The organism is Pseudomonas sp. NFACC16-2 (genome assembly GCF_900119205.1).
GTDB lineage: Bacteria > Pseudomonadota > Gammaproteobacteria > Pseudomonadales > Pseudomonadaceae > Aquipseudomonas > Aquipseudomonas fluorescens_Q.
Genome location: NZ_FPIX01000055.1, coordinates 13,396 through 30,893 on the forward strand (window position 1 = coordinate 13,396; position 17,498 = coordinate 30,893).

Here is a 17,498-nt window from a genome sequence, read left to right on the forward strand (position 1 = left end):
CGGCAGGACAGTCTCGCATGCCCGCTCGGGTTCGTCAGTGTCGACCAAGGTCGAGGCGTGGTGGGGTGTCGCAGGTGGAGGGATTCTTGGGTTGTGCAGGGGTTTTGCCGGCCCGTCGCGAACAAGCTCGCTCCCACATTTGATCTGCTGCCAACGCAAAATCTATGTTCGCCCAGGACCCGATGTGGGAGCGAGCTTGCTCGCGATGGCGGTCTTACTGAGCCAACGCAATATCCACCAACCGATACAACTCCCCCACTTCCAACGGCGCGCTGGCAAAGAGGATGCGAAACACCGTCGGCGCCACGATCACATTGATCAGCCGTTCGACGCCTGGATTGGGCTCATCGGGATAGCGATCCAGAATGATCTGCAACTGACGGCTGATGATCCCCACGCAATACCCCGCAGTGGCGCAGGCCTGGATGTCGCGCATCATGTTGCGACCGGGCTCGGAACTCATTTCGTCCAGGTACTGTTCGGCCCAGGCGAGCAGGTCGCCACGCAGGCTGCCGGTGTTGGCGGGCTCGCTGTCGGGGCGCAAACGAGCGATGGCGACGTCGGCCAGCAGCGCCGGCAGATCACCCCAGCGCCGATAGATGGTGGACGGCGTCACCCCGGCGCGCGCAGCGATTTGCGGCACGGTCAGGGTCGCGCGGTCCTGCTCTTGCAGCAGGTCGCGCACCGCCGAATGAATCGACTCTTGGACCCGGGCGCTTCTCCCGCCTGGGCGTAAACCTTCTTTAATCGCCATGCGTCAGACCTTAACACAAAGAATTTGCTTTAAGCGCATGCGGGTAGCACACTCCGCAAAAGCAAAAAATTAGCTTTTGCGAATACTCCTGTGGAGCGTGCCCATGTCCCGTCCAGCTTCGACCCGCGCCAGCCTGATATTCCTGGCGCTCACCTTGCTCGGTTTTCTCGCCGCGTCCAGTGCGCCGACGCCGTTGTACCACCTCTACCAGGAACAGTTGCAATTTTCCCCGGCCGTCCTGACGCTGATTTTCGGTGTGTACGCCTTCAGTCTGCTGGCGGCTTTGCTGACGGTGGGTTCGTTGTCGGATTACTTGGGCCGCAAACCGGTGATTTTCGTGGCGCTGTTGCTCAATATGCTGGCGATGCTGCTGTTCATCAGCGCCGACAGCGTTGCCTGGTTGATCAGTGCCCGATTGATCCAGGGATTTGCCACCGGCATGGCCACCAGCGTGCTGGGGGCTGCCTTGCTGGATTTCGACCGTCGCCAAGGCCCATTGATCACCAGTGTCGCTCCGCTGTTGGGCATGGCGTGCGGGGCGCTGGGTTGCGGCCTGCTGGCGGAATTCGCGCCGCGGCCTTTGCAACTGACGTACTGGATCCTGCTCGGGTTGTTCCTGCTCCAGGCTATTTATATCTGGCGCCTGGCGGAGAGCGTCAGTCCGCAGCCTGGCGCCTGGCAGTCACTGCGTCCGACCTTGCATGTGCCAATCCAGGCGCGGCGCGCCTTGTGGTTGATCCTGCCGCTGAACCTGGCGGCCTGGGCGGTGGGCGGCTTTTATCTGTCCCTGGCACCTTCGCTGGTGCGGGCCGCAACGGGATCGACGTCCAACCTGATTGGCGGCGCGCTGGTGGCGGTATTGACGCTTACCGGCGCGCTGTCCATTTATACGCTGCGCAACCAGGGGGCAGACAAGATGCTGCGTCTGGCCGCCAGCCTGTTGGTGATTGGCCTGGCGCTGGTGTTGCTCGCGGTGCACGGCGCCAGCTTGCCGTTGTTCTTTGTCGGCACATTGGTCACTGGCAGTGGTTTCGGCGCCGGGTTCCTGGGCGCACTGCGCAGCATCATGCCGCTGGCCTTGCCCCACGAGCGGGCCGGCTTGATGTCGGCGTTCTATGTCCTCAGTTACCTGGCCTTCAGTCTTCCATCGCTGTTGGCCGGGAACCTGACACGGGTGTTCGGGTTGATTCCGACCACCGATGGCTATGGCGCGGTGCTGATCGTGTTGTCGGCGGGCGCCTTGCTGGGGCTGTTGCGTCAATCTGTAAAACCACTGGGCGACGGGGTTCGACCTTGAAAGTGTTGAATGCAAGCGCCGCCTTGGCGGTTTTGCGCTAGCCTGAACGCCTCTGCATTTCTTTCGGTCGATCGCCTTTGAAAATTTTCCGCAGCAAATCCTTCACCGGGGACCGCGCCTGGGCGGCGCTGGATATCGCCAACATGAATGGCATCACCACGCGCCTGCACTGGACCGATCAACCGTATAAATGGCACGTCAATGACGGCGAGGAAGTCTTCGTGGTGCTCGATGGGCAAGTACGGATGTGCTATCGGGAAGAGGGTGTCGAAAAGGAGACCTTGCTGGAGGCCGGGGACATTTTCTACGCCTCGGTGGGCACCGAACATGTGGCCAGGCCGTTGGGCGAAGCGAGAATCCTGGTGATCGAGACCGAGGGCAGTGTCTGATAGTTATCTGTCAGATCGATAACATATAGAGAAATTACCCGTTATATAGATATTCGATCCGGCTCTAGCATGACTCCACCCTCATCCGAGGACAGGAGTTCGCCATGACATGCTGCGCTGCAAAAAACCGCTTGCGTCCATTGAGCCATTTGCCCAGGCCGCTGGAGGCTATTCGCCAATTCACGCCTAACTGGTTTGCCGTGGTCATGGGCACCGGAGTGCTGGCGCTGGCCTTGGCGCAATGGCCTGGAAGTGTGCCGGGCCTGCGCCTTTTGGGTGAAGGCTTGTGGCTGTTCAACACGCTGTTGTTCGTGGTCTTCGCCCTCATTTACACGGCCCGTTGGGTGCTGTTCTTCGACGAAGCGCGGCGGATTTTCGGCCATTCAACGGTCTCGATGTTTTTCGGCACCATTCCCATGGGGTTGGCGACGATCATCAATGGTTTTCTGGTGTTCGGGCTGCCGCGCTGGGGCGATGGTGTGGTGCCGTTGGCCGAAGCGTTATGGTGGATCGACGTGGCCATGTCGCTGGCCTGTGGTGTGCTGATCCCATTCTTGATGTTCACCCGCCAGGAACACCGCATCGACCAGATGACCGCCGTGTGGCTCTTGCCGGTGGTGGCCGCCGAAGTCGCGGCGGCCAGTGGCGGGCTGATGGCGCCGCATCTGGCCGATGCTCATGGGCAACTGGTCATGCTTGTGACCAGCTACGTGCTCTGGGCCTTTTCCCTGCCGGTGGCGTTCAGCATCCTGACGATTTTGCTGTTGCGCATGGCGCTGCACAAACTGCCTCACGAAAACATGGCCGCCTCGAGCTGGCTGGCCCTCGGCCCGATCGGCACTGGCGCCCTGGGCATGTTGCTGTTGGGTAACGATGCCCCACTGATTTTTGCCGCCAATGGCCTGTCCGGCGTGGGCGAAATCGCCGCCGGGTTGGGCCTGATAGCCGGTATCACGCTGTGGGGGCTGGGGTTGTGGTGGATGTTGATGGCGCTGCTGATCACCGCGCGCTACCTGCGCGCAGGCATTCCCTTCAACCTCGGCTGGTGGGGCTTTACCTTTCCCCTGGGCGTGTACGCGTTGACCACGTTGAAGCTCTCGGACCTGCTGAGCCTGGGTTTTTTCAGCGTGTTCGGGGCTGTGCTGGTGGTGATGCTGGTGGTGATGTGGCTGATTGTCGGGCGGCGTACGGTGCAGGGCGCCTGGCACGGTGAGTTGTTTGTGTCGCCCTGCATTGCAGGGCTGGCGAAATAATCGCTAAAGACAGGTAATGTGTGGCCTGGATCGAAAAACGTTCATTCCAATAAGCGTCCACGCCACTGTAGGAACATGGAAGATGAGTCACCCTTCGCAGTTCACCTTGCTTCGCACGCGGCGTTTCCTGCCGTTCTTCATCACGCAGTCCTTGGGCGCGTTCAACGACAACATTTTCAAGCAGTCGCTGATCCTCGCCATCCTCTACAAATTGACCATCGAGGGGGATCGCTCGATTTGGGTCAACCTCTGCGCGCTGCTGTTTATCCTGCCGTTCTTTCTGTTCTCGGCGCTGGCGGGGCAGTTCGGGGAAAAATTCGCCAAGGACGCGTTGATTCGCCTGATCAAGCTCGGCGAAATCGCCATCATGGCGGTGGGGGCCGTAGGGTTTCTGTTCGATCACTTATCGCTGATGCTGGTGGCGCTATTCGCCATGGGCACGCATTCGGCGTTGTTCGGCCCGGTGAAGTACTCGATCCTGCCCCAGGCCTTGCGTGAGGAAGAGTTGGTCGGCGGCAATGGCCTGGTGGAAATGGGCACCTTCCTGGCGATCCTGGCCGGCACCATAGGCGCCGGGATCATGATGTCCTCGGCGCATTACGCACCCGTGGTGTCCACCGCGATCATCGGCGTTGCCGTGCTCGGTTACCTGGCAAGCCGCAGCATTCCGCGCGCGGCCGCGGCCTCGCCACAGATGCGCCTGAACTGGAACATCTTCAGCCAATCCTGGGCCACCCTGAAACTGGGGTTGGGGCAAACCCCGGCAGTGTCCCGTTCGATTGTCGGCAACTCCTGGTTCTGGTTCGTCGGTGCGATCTACCTGACGCAGATCCCCGCCTATGCCAAGGAGTGGATGCACGGTGACGAAACAGTGGTGACCTTGATCCTGACGGTGTTCTCGGTGGGGATCGCCTTGGGTTCGATGCTCTGCGAAAAGCTTTCCGGGCGCAAAGTCGAGATCGGCCTGGTGCCGTTCGGCTCGTTCGGGCTGACGGTGTTTGGCCTGCTGTTGTGGTGGCATTCCGGTGGAATCCCCGACAGCGTCGATGGCCATGGTTGGCTCGAAGTGCTCGGTTTCGGTCACGCCTGGCTGGTATTGATCGACATCCTTGGCCTGGGTGTCTTCGGTGGTTTTTACATCGTGCCGCTGTACGCCTTGATCCAGTCGCGCACCGTCGAAAACGAACGGGCGCGAGTGATCGCTGCCAACAACATTCTCAACGCCTTGTTCATGGTGGTTTCGGCGATTGTCTCCATCGTCTTGCTGAGCCTGGCCAAGTTGTCGATCCCGCAGTTGTTCCTGGTGGTGTCGTTGCTGAACATCGGCGTCAACGCCTACATCTTCAAGATCGTCCCCGAGTTCAGCATGCGTTTCATGATCTGGCTGCTGAGCCATTCCATGTACCGCGTGGAGCACCGCAACCTGGAGGCGATACCGGATGAAGGGGCTGCGCTGTTGGTGTGCAACCACGTCTCCTTCGTCGATGCCTTGCTGATTGGCGGCGCGGTACGTCGGCCGATTCGCTTCGTGATGTACTACAAGATCTACAACCTGCCAGTGCTGAATTTCATCTTCCGCACCGCCGGGACTATCCCGATTGCCGGGCGCCAGGAAGACATTCACATCTACGAAAAAGCCTTCAAGCGAATCGCCCAATACCTGAAGGACGGCGAGCTGGTCTGCATCTTCCCTGAAGGAAAACTGACGGGCGACGGTGAGATCAATGAGTTCAAGAGTGGGCTGACACGCATCCTCCGAGAGACCCCGGTGCCGGTGATTCCCCTGGCGCTGCAGGGGTTGTGGGGCAGCTTCTTCAGTCGCGACCCGGCCAAAGGGCTGTTTCGTCGGTTCTGGTCGCGGGTGACGCTGGTGGCGGGTTCGGCGGTTGCGGTGGAAGCGGCTGAGCCGGCGAAGTTGCAGGCGTTGGTGGGGGAGTTGCGTGGGACTGTCCGATAGGTTGAAACCTGTGGGAACGAGCTTGCTCGCTCCCACAGGTCGATTCAGGCGCTGACCTTGAGCCCTACCAGCCCGACGATGATCAAGGCGACACTGGCCAACCGAACCAGCGCCATCGACTCACCGAACAGAATGATCCCGGCGATCACCGTGCCCACGGCACCGACCCCGGTCCAGATCGCATAGGCCGTGCCCAGCGGCAGTTCCTTCATTGCAAGGCCGAGCAGGCCGAGGCTGATCGCCATGGCGGCGATTGTCAGTGCAGTGGGGAGAGGGCGGCTGAAACCGTCGGTGTATTTCAGGCCGACCGCCCAGCCGACTTCGAACAGGCCGGCAAAAAACAGAATGATCCAGGACATCACACACCTCATCGATGGATGGGGTCGTCCCCGGATAACGAACGCTCTAGCGTTGCGGGGTCGTCCCCGCATTGGGCGCAAGGGTGCCCAATGCTGATGAGTCGGTCAAGATTCTCCTTCAGTCCGCCGCTTGACGGGCCTGTAGTTCACGGTCCTGTTTTTCGCTCATGCGCCGGAAGTACGTCGAGAGCAGGGCCCCGGAAATGTTGTGCCAGACGCTGAACAGCGCGCTGGGTACCGCCGCCAGTGGCGAAAAGTGCGCGCTGGCCAACGCCGCGCCCAGGCCGGAGTTCTGCATGCCGACTTCCAGCGCCAGGGATTTACGCTGGGCCAGCGGCAGCTTGAACAGATGCCCGGTGAAGTAACCCAGCAAAAAGCCGAAGCTGTTGTGCAGCATCACCACGGCCATGATCAACAGGCCCGACTCGGCAATTTTTGCCTGGCTGGCGGCAACGACGGCAGTGACGATGATGACGATGCTCACCACCGACACCAATGGCAATACTTCCACGGCATGACGGACCTTGTTCCCCAGCAGCCGTTGCGCCACCACGCCCAACACGATAGGCAGCAGCACCACTTGCAGGATCGACCAGAACAGTTCCATGAACGATACCGGCAGCCAGGCCGAGGCCAGCAGCCAGATCAGCGCCGGGGTCAGCAGCGGCGCGAGCAGGGTGGTGACGGCGGCGATGGCCACCGACAGGGCCAGGTCGCCACGGGCCAGCCAGGTCATGACATTCGACGAGGTGCCGCTTGGGCAGCAGCCCACCAGAATCACGCCGACGGCGATTTCCGGTGGCAGGTGGAACACCTGGCAGAGCAACCAGGCCACACCGGGCATGATCACGAAATGCGCGACCACGCCGAGGGCCACGCGCCAGGGATGGCGTGCGACTTCGGCGAAGTCTTCGAGCTTGAGGGTCAGGCCCATGCCGAACATCACCAGGCCCAGCAGCGGCACGATGGCGCTTTTTAGACCGATGAACCAGGCCGGCTGCAGAAACGCCACCACTGCGAAAAACAGTACCCAGTAAGCGAAGGTATTGCCGACAAAGCGGCTCAATGCAGCCAATGCGCGCATGACCTGATCCTTATTATTAAGAACACCGAATACTAATGTGGGAGCGAGCAAGCTCGCTCCCACAGGGGGGCGGGGTTTAGATACCCTGCGGAATCTCTTCCCCACCCAAGGCTTCAACCAGCGCCGGCAGGAACTCGCCGAACGTCAACATCATCAGCGTGAAACTGGCGTCCAGTTGGCCAAGGGCTTCGTCGCCTCCGTCCTGTTCCGCCTGGTCCTGCAGCAGGTCTTCGAACTTCAGGCGCTTGACCACCATCTTGTCGTCGAGCACGAAGGACAGCTTGTCCTGCCACGCCAGGGACAGTTGCGTGACGACCTTGCCGGTGTTCAGGTGCAGCTGGATTTCGTCGCTGGTCAGGTCCTGGCGCTTGCAGCGCACGATGCCGCCGTCCTCGTGGGTGTCGCGCAGTTCGCATTCATCGAGCACGAAGAAATCGTCCGCGGCTTTCTGGGTCTTGACCCAGTCGGTCATGGTGGCGGTCGGGGCCATTTTTACCGTCAGTGGACGTACCGGCAGCGAGCCGATCACTTCGCGCAGGGTAGACAGAAGGTCTTCGGCGCGTTTCGGGCTGGCGGAGTTCACCAGGATCAGGCCCTGTTTCGGCGCGATGGCGGCAAAGGTGGACGAGCGACGGATGAACGCGCGCGGCAGGAACGCCTGGATGATTTCATCCTTGAGCTGGTCCCGTTCCTTTTTATAGACCTTGCGCATTTGCTCGGCTTCGATCTCTTCGACCTTTTCCTTCAAGGCATCGCGTACGACGCTGCCAGGCAGGATGCGTTCTTCCTTGCGCGCGGCGATCAGCAGGAAATCCTGGCTGACATGCACCAATGGCGCGTCTTCGCCTTTGCCAAACGGCGCGACGAAACCGTAAGTGGTCAACTCCTGGCTTGCACATGGACGCGCCAGTTTGGTGGCCAGTGCAGTTTCCAACGCCTCGGCATCAAAAGGCAGATCTTGGGTCAGGCGATAGATAAGCAGGTTTTTGAACCACATGGGGTGAGTCTCTCCTTATATACAAAGGGGGGCATTATTCTCTTCGCGGCGCCATAGGCCAACCCTTCGCTAAGCCTTTGGAAGGCCTGAAAAAATTAATTTAAAAAGTGCTTGCCAGCTTAAAGAGTGCTCCGTAGAATGCGCGCCACACCGAAAGCGAAGGGTGATTAGCTCAGCTGGGAGAGCGTCTGCCTTACAAGCAGAATGTCGGCGGTTCGATCCCGTCATCACCCACCATTCGTTCAACGTGTTACGCGCAGCGGTAGTTCAGTCGGTTAGAATACCGGCCTGTCACGCCGGGGGTCGCGGGTTCGAGTCCCGTCCGCTGCGCCATATTCGGTTACCTGGAACACTGAACGCCAGGTCACCACGGAAAGCCCGCTCACGCGGGCTTTTTGCTGTTTGCAGTTCCTGTGGTGTGCGTTGCTCATGTTTTTTGCTGAATTTGCTAATTAAATCAGCACGTTAAGAAAAACTGTGAGAGAATGCGCCCCGCATCGAAAGTGAAGGGTGATTAGCTCAGCTGGGAGAGCGTCTGCCTTACAAGCAGAATGTCGGCGGTTCGATCCCGTCATCACCCACCAAACTTTCAGTGTTACGCGCAGCGGTAGTTCAGTCGGTTAGAATACCGGCCTGTCACGCCGGGGGTCGCGGGTTCGAGTCCCGTCCGCTGCGCCATATTCGGTTATCTGGAATGCTGAACGCCAGGTACCAACAAAAAGCCCGCTCATTGAGCGGGCTTTTTGCTGTCTGGCATTTGCCTGCCTCTATTGCTCGGCGTTACGGCTGTGACGGTAATCGCTGACCGCCTCATACACTGCTTTACGCAAGCGGTTGATACCGCCAATGGGGCGATGGGCCTCGATGCCGAACCAAGGATTGAATGACTGATTATCACAAGCCAGATTCAACTTGGGCGTATCAAAATCCTGAGCCGGAACCTTGATCCGTGCCACGGTCTCGAACGGCGCATCACTTTCCTGCCACTCAATACTGGTGTCTTCAATGGGCATGTACTTGCTCGGGTCCTGGCGCTGGATCTGCAAGACAAAACACGCTGGCACCCTGTCTGTGGATAACTGCTGGTTCAATGCGCTACGCAAGAAGTTCGGCAGGTCCTGGTTCTGGGCCGGCAAGGTGTAGCTTGGGCAACTGTCCGGATCCGGTGCGACGCGAAACTTGGCGTTGGCCTCACCGAACTTATAGGGCGATACCGAGAAATAAGTGGTCTGGGTCGGACTGGCCGGTGGCGGTGAGAGGGTCGCCAGGGCGATGAATAAATGCCGAATTTGCCAACTGCGCGGGTCGAGGCTCGGAAAAAAGGCCATCGCCTTTTTCCCGTCAGCCTGAGCCGCCACATTCTGACGATATTCGGCGACATCACTGACAAAGAAGTTCGGATGGTTGAACATCACGAAATCCTGCTCACCTTGTGATTGCCGATCAGCGAGCAGTTGCTTGCCCGGTACGTTCATCAGCTTGATCGCCATCCCCCGTGCATCGCGCAGGCTGTCGAACTGCGGATAGGCATTGCCGTTGGACAGGCGAATCGTCGCCTGCCAGACCTTCCCCGGCTCGGCGAATACCCCTTGGCGCAACGGTGCCGGCAGGTCGCTCGGCACCTGGACTTCGGCCATGACACAGCCGTGGGCCTTGGCGTGGGCATCGCGCAGATAACGCGTGCTTTCGCGATGCTGATCGACGATGCGAATAGCAGTCTGGATGATGTCCTGGGTCATGGCCGCTTCGCCGGGCGCCACCTGTTCCTTGTCCGGGACCGGTCCCTTGTGTTGCCAGGCAAACCAGGCTGTGGACAGTGCCCAGCCGAGCAGCCCGATGCCCAGCAGCCACAGGAGCGTCTTGCCCAAAAAGGCACCGAGGCGCAGCCAGAGCGTGATCAACATTGAAACTTCCTTTTACCTGTGGGGTTCATCATTACAGTTGCGACTCCAATGGCCCGCCCAGCACCTTTAAATACTCCAGCAAGGCCCAGCGTTCCTGTGGTTGCAGCAAGCGGCCAATGACGCCATTGCCTCGCGCGCCCGCGCGGAATTCGTGGCCGCTGTTGTGGTTGCCGGTAATGCGGGTATCGAAGAGAAAACCGTTGGTAAAGGCTTCGGTGCGATAGCCCAGGTGGCGCGGGTCGTATTCGAAGTTGCCTTTATAGAACGTGGTCGCGCGCTCATCCTGGGGGGACAGCAGTTGATAGATCGTCGGCACCGAGCCGTTGTGCAGGAACGGTGGTGTGGCCCAGACACCCGCCAGTGGCCGGGCCTTGTAGGCGCGCAATTCACGTACGCCGATGGGCAAGCCGAAACCGTCCAGCGCCGGGCGCTCGGCGGGGGTGACGCCGGCGTCGCGGTAAGCGCGGTTTTCGACGAATGCCGTAACGTAGGCCAGGCCTTTGGCGACCGAGAGTTGACTCAGGTCCAGCGGTTCTGTTGGGGTCGGGTGCAGTTGCACTTCCAGCTTCGCCAGCTCGGCCGGATCCCACTGCAGGCTGGTCAGGTCGAAGCGGTGATCGGCGATGTTATTGGCAGTGCCCGGGTCGGTGCCGATCACCTGCACGGGCAGCATGTGCAATTGCTGGACAGGCCTGTCGGGCCCTTGGACCACCTTGGGTACATGGCAGCCGGCGCAGTTTTCGGTAAACAGGGCCCGGCCCTTGGCGGCCAGCGGTTTGTCGATTGGGCCCAGTAGCGCTTGCGGCCATACAGGCGGTTTGAGCAGTTGCAGGGTCTCTTCGATCTTGTTCAAGTCGCGCACACGCACGCTGGAGGGGTATCGCGCATCGCCCTGCAGCGGTTTGCCTTGGGCGTCGAAGAAATTCAGCGTGGCACCGACCCCCAGCGCCTCACCGACGTTGCGGGCCATCGGTTGCTGGGCCGATCCGTTCCACTGCACCCAGTCGAATGTCCATATGTCCCACAACTGCGGGTAATCCACGGGGGCGTTGGCCACCCGGTAGTTTTGCGGCGAAATGGCGTCGCCGAAGCTGGCATTGGCGATACGACCGAAGGCGTCGGTACGGCCCGGCCCTTCTTCAGTGGGGTAGAGACCACGATGGGTGTCGTTCCAGGCCACCCGCAGGAACGTGTCCAGGGAGGCCTTGAAGGCCTTGCGCAATTCCTCGTGGCGGGCTTCGTAGTCCTTGCCCAGCACTTGGCGGGCGAAGCGCTCGAATTTCCAAGGGTTGTAGTAGGTAGACGCCAGACTGGCGACCAATGCTTGTCCGAAACTGCCACCGCGTAATGTAGGAACACTGGAGGGCAGCACGTGCTGAGCCGAGCCGCCGTCGATCCGTATCGCCTGGCCCTTGAAGCGCAATTCGCCGGTATGGCACGCCGCGCAAGTGATATCCAGGAACTGCTCGGTGCTGCCCGGGTTCTGGTGCCGCGCAAACCCTACCGGCAAGTTGCCGGGATTGGCCGACGAGGCTTTCTGCGCCGGATCGACCAGGAACCCAAAGCGCGCCAGGTACTCGGGCGATGCGAAGCGTTGTTGCGAAAACGGTAATTCGAGGGCGGTGAACCAGTCGTAGCGCAGGCCTTTGACCTGGGTGCCCTGGGGTGTGAAGTAATACGTCTGGCGCTCGGCGGCACTCCATTGGTCCAGGTAATTCACCTGTTCGACGGGCGTGTAGAACGGCAAGCGAGGATTGGCGACGTAATAAAGCACCACGGCCACGACAATGAACAGCAGTGCGAGGAGCAGCAAGAGGATGCGAGAGAGAAGGCGCACGGTAACGTCCTTGTTTTTTTGATAAGCCCTTATGCCTCAGTGCTGCGCGGCGGGCAAGTGGCCATTACCTCTGGCCTGTAGGGGAGCGGCAATTTGTCCCTGTACGTAACAGATGACAGATGCTTCATTCGTCCAGGCTTAAAAAGCGTTTGCGGACCTGAACTTATCATGACTTTGTGGCTCACATGCCGGTAGCCATTGGTCGTGGCCGCCTGATAAGCTCGCGGCTTTATTCGATTGCCCTTTAGGCGCATGAACAAGGAAATAGCATGAAACAGCATCGGTTGGCGGCGGCGGTGGCCCTGGTTGGCCTGGTACTCGCGGGTTGCGACTCGCAGACCAGCGTAGAGCTGAAGACCCCGGCGCAGAAAGCTTCCTACGGTATTGGCCTGAACATGGGCAAGAGCCTGGCTCAGGAAGGCATGGATGACCTGGACTCCAAAGCGGTCGCCCAGGGCATTGAAGATGCCGTCGGCAAGAAAGAACAGAAGCTGAAAGACGAAGAATTGGTCGAGGCCTTTGCCGCACTGCAAAAACGTGCCGAAGAGCGCATGGCCAAGATGAGCGAAGAGTCGGCAGCCGCCGGCAAGAAATTCCTCGAAGAAAACGGCAAGAAAGCCGGTGTTACCACCACCGCTTCCGGCCTGCAGTACGAAGTGGTCAAGAAAGCCGACGGTCCACAGCCCAAGCCGACCGACGTAGTGACTGTTCACTACACCGGCAAGCTGACCAATGGCACTGTGTTCGACAGCTCCGTTGAACGTGGCAGCCCGATCGACCTGCCGGTCAGCGGCGTGATCCCGGGTTGGGTCGAAGGCCTGCAACTGATGCACGTCGGCGAGAAGTACAAGCTGTACATCCCGAGCGACCTGGCCTATGGCGCCCAGAGCCCGAGCCCGGCCATCCCGGCCAACTCGGTCCTGGTGTTCGACCTGGAACTGCTGGCGATCAAGGATCCGGCAAAAGAAGACGCAGCCAAGTAATCGCGTCTGCTATAACGACAACGCCTCGCTTATGCGGGGCGTTGTCGCATCTGGGCTGCGGCAAAATGGCAAAAAAACCGAACGCACGATGCAGGGGATAGTCATAGGCAATACAGGCGCTGTGCTAGACGCAGTCAGCCGGTCAAGTCAATGAAATATTGGGTTTTTTTATGTGAGTAAAAAACGCCCGATCTAAGCCGGGCCCTTATGAAACGGGGGCTTCAGCGGTGAAATGCAGCTCTGTTCACAAGGTTATCCACAATTTGTGTGGATAACATTTCAGTGGGGAGAAAAAATGAAGGCCCCGTGGAATTTTGCGCGATTTCTGCCCTTGGCAGGCCGCCTGCTGGCCCGCGGTCGATTGCCTACGTTGCTGTTCGCCGTCGCCAGCAAAGGCGCCCGGGAGGGCGGACGACTGGGCAAACTCAAGGAGGACCTGCATCTGTTGCAGGCCTTGTGCCTGGCTTACTGGCGGGGCGAATACCGCGCTGTCAGCGCCAAGTCGATGCTGTCGGTGGTGGCAGGGCTCATGTATTTCCTCAGCCCCTTGGATGCGATTCCAGATATCTTGCCCATGTTTGGCATGTTCGACGATATCGCCGTGCTGGCCTGGGTCATGAAAACCCTCGACGCTGAACTCGAGGCTTTCCGCGCCTGGCGTTATCGGCAATCGCCTGAAAAGCTTGCCCGGGTCGAAAGGCTTCCCGATACCCCGGAACAACTTCAACTCCAAGGTCAGAAAAAAACCTGATTCGCTAGCACTTGCCCCAGAGAATTCATCGCCCCGCGACCTTAGCCGGTATTAGGATTACACTTCTAAGAAAAAAGGCTGTCTCGCTAAGTGTTGTTGTCCTACGGGGTAGACATGGATATTCAAATAATCACACGTGACGGAGAGCCCGAATACGCGGTTTTGCCGTGGGATCAGTACCAGTCGTTGTTGAAGGCAGCAGGCATCGATCAAGCTCCGCCGCGCGAAGCGACAGTCCGTCACGCGGCGGCACCGGGCCAGGTTCTCCCTGGCCTGGATCAATTACGCAGTTTACGCGAAGGGAAGGGCATCGCCATCGAGGCGTTGGCCCGCACGGTAGGTATCAGCCCGTCTTATCTGGCCTTGATCGAGAGCGGCGAGCGTCAGCCCGATGCCGCGATTCGGCGCAGTCTGGCCTGGGAGTTGACGGTGCCGGGTTGGAGGGAAGAGTCGTGAGCGTACGCATCAGTCGGCAGCATTGGGATGGGTTGTTGGGTGAGTTGGACCAGGCGCGCCGTCAGCGGCATTTATTGACCTACCGCGCGTTGCTGGAGCGTCTGCAGTTGCCCAGTCCGGCCATGCAGACCTTGACCGCGGCCCTTGAACACCTGGCGGCGCTGGACGCCCGGGCGGAACAGCCGCTGCGCAGTTCATTGGTGATCAGCCAGGGCGCCAGTCGATTGCCGCGCACGGGGTTCTTCGAGTGTGTAGAACGCCTGGGGCGCTTTTCCGGGCCTTCCGATGGCGTGGCCGCTGCTTCCTGGCACGCTTCGGAAGTGGTCCGGGTATTTGAATACGAGTACCCCGAGTCGGCGGAGGCCTGAGTGCTCTGGCGACTCAAGGCGCGGGCCGGTTACTGGCTGGCGCGTCGGCTGTTTCACTGGTCCTGGTTCGTCCGCCAGCCGCGTGGCTGGGCCTGGCTCGAGGGGCAGTTCTCTCGCATGGCGAACTTGGGCGACGTCGGTGCGCAAAGCTTCTATGGGCATATCCTCACGTTTCGCGGCCAAGGGTTGGGCGCCCGGGAAGAAGGGATTCGCCTGTTGCGGCTGGCGGCATTGGCCGGTGATGGCAAGGCCGCCTACCAGGTTGGCGTGATCAGCCTGGCCGGCACAGCCAGCAAGGCGCCGGACCCGGTTGAAGCGGCGCGTTGGTGGACCTTGGCGGCGAAAGCCGGGCATCCGCTGGCCGAAATCAAGCTCAAATCACTTGAAGCTCGCGATATCTAGGGTTATCCACAGGCGATTCGTTGTGCAGGTCAGACGAATTTAGCGAATCGCCCTACGGGCTCTGTCTCCTCCCCCTGACTTAATTCCCCTGTCATCCCCGGCAAAGTCTCGCGCTCCCTGAGTGCTGCGAGACGTCTGCCCATGTTCGACCGTTTTTTCCTGCCAGCCCTTGAGCGAGCCCTGTCCTGATGGATCAGGTGAGCCGAATCGAGCAGGAACTCGACAGCTTCAAAGACACCCTTTCGGTCTATCGCGAGCAGCTTGAGCGCTGGTACAGCCGAGCGACGGATCGAGCCAGTCACATGGGTGACTTGCCCTCGCTTATGGGCATGGAGCGGTTGATCCGCTTTGGCGACAGCACGACCGCTGTCAGCACCGGCGACGATGACTTCCTCTCCGCGGTCGTCCAGTGTCCCAAGGGCGGGCCGATGACGATCGAAAGCAAGTTCGAGTCGGTCTACGACATTCCGCTGGGCGACATCGTGGTGGACGTGGTGGATGTGGCCAGCGGCGAGGTCACGCCGGTCACCCTGGATGCCCAAGGCCTGGGAACCTTCATGGGGGAGGCGGGCAAGTCCTATCGTGTTCACGTTCAGGACGAGGTGTCCGCCAAGCAAATCGCGAATCTGTTTTCTTCCTACGATGGCTTGACCACCAATCTGACGGACTGGTTGCGCGGTGAGTGGCAGGGCTTCAAGCCGCGATGGGCACAACAATCGTTGTCGACTTCGGCGGCGGCGGTGGGTAACGGGTTGCTCGCCGGCAGTTGGGCGGCGATTGAAGGTGTGTGGGACAGCATCAGCTTGCTCTCGGACATCCTCAAGGATCCCGGTCAGTTTGTTGAGCGGTTGGGCGAAAGCGCCAGGCAGCTGGAGGACCTGGCGAAAAAAACACCGCGGGTGATGGCCAAGCTGCAACTGTTGGCCAGCGACGAAGCGGCGCTGTGGCTGTTGGTGCGCACCGCCAGTCTCTGGTTGGATATGTTGCCGCCCAGTGAGGTTGCCGGCGAAACGGCCGAAGCCTTGTCGAGGGCGACGGTCCAGTTGTTGATCGACCTGTTGATTGGTGTCGTCCTGACCTTCACCGGGGCGGGTGCCGGTATCGCTTATCTGTCGATGCGCCTGGGGAATGTGGGCGCGCGCCTGCTGGGCGCCCTGCAGCGTTTCATCGGTGCGATCTTTGCGGTGGTCAACGGCTTCATGACCTACGTGGACCGCTACAAGACCGTGGCGGCACGCGGTATCGCGGCCGGCGTGAAAAAGGGCCGGATGCAACTGCGCTGGGATGCACAGCGCAACACCACGCTGAAAAAACACGAACCCCACGACGACGCCCCCGCCCAGTCGAAAAACCCCAACGGCGACAGCGCCGACACCGCGGCCCAGACCCAGACCAGCGGCTGCCCGGTGTCGATGGTCACCGGCGAAGAACTGCTGACCCTCGACGATGGCACCCTCGATGGCCGCTTGCCGTTCGTCTTCACCCGTTTGTACCGCACCAGCGCCGCTGACCAGGACGTCGGCCTCGGGCGCGGCTGGAGCCATGCCCTGGCCCATCGCTTGGAGCTTGAGGGCGAGCAGGTCACCTGGGTCGACCAGGAAAACCGCCGTACGACGTTTCCCCTGCCCAACGCCCAGCGTCCGGCGATTCACAACAGCCTGGCTCGCGCGGCGATCTACCTGGGGGCCGAGCCGGACGAACTGATCGTCGCCCAGCCCGGGGAAAACGCCCCGTTCCTGCACTTTCGCGACGGCCACCTGACCGCCCTCAGCGACCGTTACGACAACCGCCTGACGCTGCAGCGCAACATCCATGGCGACATCAGCCGCCTGGACAACGGCGCCGGGCGCGCCCTGCGCCTGCGTTACGAGCAGCGCCACCTGATCGCCGTCGACTACCAGAGCTTCCATCCCGCCATCACCCTCGACGAAGCCTGGCGGACCGAACAGACGCTGATGTCCTACCGCTACGACGGACGTTTCCGACTGATCGAAGCGACCAATGCCGCCGGTGAAAGCGAACGCTACGACTACGACGACCAGCACGTCATCCTCCAGCGACAACTGGCCGGCGGGGCGAGTTTCTACTGGGAGTGGCAAGGGGCCGGGCGCGCGGCGCGCTGCGTACGGCACTGGGCTTCGTTCGCGCAAATGGACAGCCGCTACACCTGGGGCGAAGACGGCAGCGTCACGGTCCAGCACCTCGACGGCAGCCAGGAGGTGTATGTCCACGACGACCGGGCGCGGCTGGTGCGCAAGGTCGAGCCCGACGGCGGTGAGCACCTCAAGGCCTACGACGAACAAGGTCGCTTGATCGCCGAGCAGGACCCGCTGGGTGCCGTCACCGAATACCGCTACGACGAAGCCGGTCGGCTGCTGGCGCTGATTCCACCCGTGGACGAGCCGACGTCCTACGAATACCGCAACGGTTTCCTGCACACCCGTGCGCGCGGCAAGGCGGTGTGGCGCTACCGGCGCAATGCCCGGGGGGACGTGATCGTCCTCATCGACCCGGACGGCCGGCGCACGGAATATGCCTACGACGCCCATGGGCAACTACTGGCGACGTATGACCCGGACGGCGGCGAACATCGGTTCACCTGGAGTCGCCTGGGCCAACTGACCGAAGAGATCCTGCCCGACGGCAGTCGCCGGTGTTTTTCCTACGACGCCCTGGGGCGTTTGCTCAGCCGCCAGGACGAACATGG

The 17,498-nt window shown here is 60.7% G+C and carries 16 protein-coding genes and 4 tRNA genes; 14 read left to right on the forward strand and 6 right to left on the reverse strand.

The window, feature by feature from the left end:
• Positions 1-214: 214 nt before the first annotated feature.
• Complete coding sequence (locus tag BT116_RS27460; RefSeq protein WP_072348679.1) at positions 215-754, reverse strand: TetR/AcrR family transcriptional regulator; 540 nt, start codon at positions 752-754, stop codon at positions 215-217.
• 103 nt (positions 755-857) lie between these two features.
• Between BT116_RS27460 and BT116_RS27465 the strand changes: the two genes are divergently transcribed.
• The 4 genes from BT116_RS27465 (at position 858) to BT116_RS27480 (ending at position 5,650) form a co-directional block, all read left to right on the forward strand.
• Positions 858-2,051: an MFS transporter gene (locus BT116_RS27465; RefSeq protein ID WP_072348681.1), complete on the forward strand. Its 1,194-nt coding sequence runs from the start codon at positions 858-860 to the stop codon at positions 2,049-2,051.
• A 77-nt stretch (positions 2,052-2,128) separates the two neighbouring features.
• A complete protein-coding gene (locus BT116_RS27470; RefSeq protein WP_072348683.1) occupies positions 2,129-2,440 on the forward strand; it encodes a cupin domain-containing protein in 312 nt (103 codons plus the stop codon).
• A 104-nt stretch (positions 2,441-2,544) separates the two neighbouring features.
• Positions 2,545-3,693, forward strand: coding sequence for a TDT family transporter (locus tag BT116_RS27475; protein WP_072348685.1), 1,149 nt, complete (start codon positions 2,545-2,547; stop codon positions 3,691-3,693).
• Positions 3,694-3,775: 82 nt separating this feature from the next.
• Positions 3,776-5,650: an MFS transporter gene (locus BT116_RS27480; RefSeq protein ID WP_072348687.1), complete on the forward strand. Its 1,875-nt coding sequence runs from the start codon at positions 3,776-3,778 to the stop codon at positions 5,648-5,650.
• Positions 5,651-5,694: 44 nt separating this feature from the next.
• On the opposite strand, the gene sugE is transcribed toward BT116_RS27480, so the two are convergent.
• The 3 genes from sugE to rdgC all read right to left on the reverse strand — a co-directional run bounded on the left by sugE (position 5,695) and on the right by rdgC (position 8,090).
• Complete coding sequence (gene sugE / locus BT116_RS27485) at positions 5,695-6,009, reverse strand: quaternary ammonium compound efflux SMR transporter SugE (RefSeq protein WP_025215015.1); 315 nt, start codon at positions 6,007-6,009, stop codon at positions 5,695-5,697.
• Between the two features lie 118 nt (positions 6,010-6,127).
• Positions 6,128-7,093, reverse strand: a complete 966-nt coding sequence (locus tag BT116_RS27490; RefSeq protein ID WP_072348689.1) for a bile acid:sodium symporter family protein — start codon at positions 7,091-7,093, stop codon at positions 6,128-6,130.
• Between the two features lie 76 nt (positions 7,094-7,169).
• Positions 7,170-8,090 carry a recombination-associated protein RdgC gene (rdgC, locus tag BT116_RS27495; protein ID WP_063324783.1) on the reverse strand — a complete coding sequence of 307 codons (921 nt, stop codon included), beginning with the start codon at positions 8,088-8,090 and terminating at the stop codon, positions 7,170-7,172.
• Positions 8,091-8,251: 161 nt separating this feature from the next.
• On the opposite strand from rdgC, the gene BT116_RS27500 reads away from it, so the two are divergent.
• From BT116_RS27500 to BT116_RS27515, 4 genes are all read left to right on the forward strand, one after another.
• Positions 8,252-8,327, forward strand: a tRNA-Val gene (locus BT116_RS27500).
• Positions 8,328-8,346: 19 nt separating this feature from the next.
• Positions 8,347-8,423, forward strand: a tRNA-Asp gene (locus BT116_RS27505).
• Between the two features lie 175 nt (positions 8,424-8,598).
• Positions 8,599-8,674, forward strand: a tRNA-Val gene (locus BT116_RS27510).
• Positions 8,675-8,691: 17 nt separating this feature from the next.
• Positions 8,692-8,768, forward strand: a tRNA-Asp gene (locus BT116_RS27515).
• Positions 8,769-8,857: 89 nt separating this feature from the next.
• Here BT116_RS27515 and BT116_RS27520 read toward each other — a convergent pair.
• Positions 8,858-9,994, reverse strand: coding sequence for a catalase family protein (locus tag BT116_RS27520; RefSeq protein ID WP_072348691.1), 1,137 nt, complete (start codon positions 9,992-9,994; stop codon positions 8,858-8,860).
• 31 nt (positions 9,995-10,025) lie between these two features.
• Positions 10,026-11,831, reverse strand: a complete 1,806-nt coding sequence (locus tag BT116_RS27525; RefSeq protein ID WP_072348693.1) for a di-heme-cytochrome C peroxidase — start codon at positions 11,829-11,831, stop codon at positions 10,026-10,028.
• Positions 11,832-12,100: 269 nt separating this feature from the next.
• Between BT116_RS27525 and BT116_RS27530 the strand changes: the two genes are divergently transcribed.
• From BT116_RS27530 to BT116_RS27555, 6 genes are all read left to right on the forward strand, one after another.
• Positions 12,101-12,814 (forward strand): BamJ family beta-barrel-assembly machinery protein, encoded by a 714-nt coding sequence (locus BT116_RS27530; RefSeq protein WP_003204577.1) that lies wholly within the window; start codon positions 12,101-12,103, stop codon positions 12,812-12,814.
• Between the two features lie 295 nt (positions 12,815-13,109).
• The gene (locus BT116_RS27535; protein ID WP_072348695.1) at positions 13,110-13,565 is read left to right on the forward strand and encodes a YkvA family protein; all 456 of its coding nucleotides are present in this window, start codon (positions 13,110-13,112) and stop codon (positions 13,563-13,565) included.
• A 114-nt stretch (positions 13,566-13,679) separates the two neighbouring features.
• A complete protein-coding gene (locus BT116_RS27540) occupies positions 13,680-14,021 on the forward strand; it encodes a helix-turn-helix domain-containing protein (RefSeq protein ID WP_003204574.1) in 342 nt (113 codons plus the stop codon).
• Positions 14,018-14,389: a hypothetical protein gene (locus BT116_RS27545; protein WP_003179080.1), complete on the forward strand. Its 372-nt coding sequence runs from the start codon at positions 14,018-14,020 to the stop codon at positions 14,387-14,389. The genes BT116_RS27540 and BT116_RS27545 overlap by 4 nt, the downstream gene beginning before the upstream one ends.
• Entirely contained in the window at positions 14,390-14,791 is a 402-nt protein-coding gene (locus BT116_RS27550; protein ID WP_003204573.1) for an SEL1-like repeat protein, read from the forward strand.
• A 188-nt stretch (positions 14,792-14,979) separates the two neighbouring features.
• Positions 14,980-17,498, forward strand: a 2,519-nt coding sequence (locus tag BT116_RS27555) for a DUF6531 domain-containing protein (RefSeq protein WP_139212972.1), incomplete at its 3' end; no start/stop codon positions are given.

Coding starts and splice junctions, on each gene's coding strand:
- BT116_RS27460 (WP_072348679.1), bottom strand. CDS start 754: ATGGCGATTAAAGAAGGTTTACGCCCAGGCGGGAGAAGCGCCCGGGTC.
- BT116_RS27465 (WP_072348681.1), top strand. CDS start 858: ATGTCCCGTCCAGCTTCGACCCGCGCCAGCCTGATATTCCTGGCGCTC.
- BT116_RS27475 (WP_072348685.1), top strand. CDS start 2,545: ATGACATGCTGCGCTGCAAAAAACCGCTTGCGTCCATTGAGCCATTTG.
- BT116_RS27480 (WP_072348687.1), top strand. CDS start 3,776: ATGAGTCACCCTTCGCAGTTCACCTTGCTTCGCACGCGGCGTTTCCTG.
- sugE (WP_025215015.1), bottom strand. CDS start 6,009: ATGTCCTGGATCATTCTGTTTTTTGCCGGCCTGTTCGAAGTCGGCTGG.
- BT116_RS27490 (WP_072348689.1), bottom strand. CDS start 7,093: ATGCGCGCATTGGCTGCATTGAGCCGCTTTGTCGGCAATACCTTCGCT.
- rdgC (WP_063324783.1), bottom strand. CDS start 8,090: ATGTGGTTCAAAAACCTGCTTATCTATCGCCTGACCCAAGATCTGCCT.
- BT116_RS27520 (WP_072348691.1), bottom strand. CDS start 9,994: ATGTTGATCACGCTCTGGCTGCGCCTCGGTGCCTTTTTGGGCAAGACG.
- BT116_RS27530 (WP_003204577.1), top strand. CDS start 12,101: ATGAAACAGCATCGGTTGGCGGCGGCGGTGGCCCTGGTTGGCCTGGTA.
- BT116_RS27535 (WP_072348695.1), top strand. CDS start 13,110: ATGAAGGCCCCGTGGAATTTTGCGCGATTTCTGCCCTTGGCAGGCCGC.
- BT116_RS27540 (WP_003204574.1), top strand. CDS start 13,680: ATGGATATTCAAATAATCACACGTGACGGAGAGCCCGAATACGCGGTT.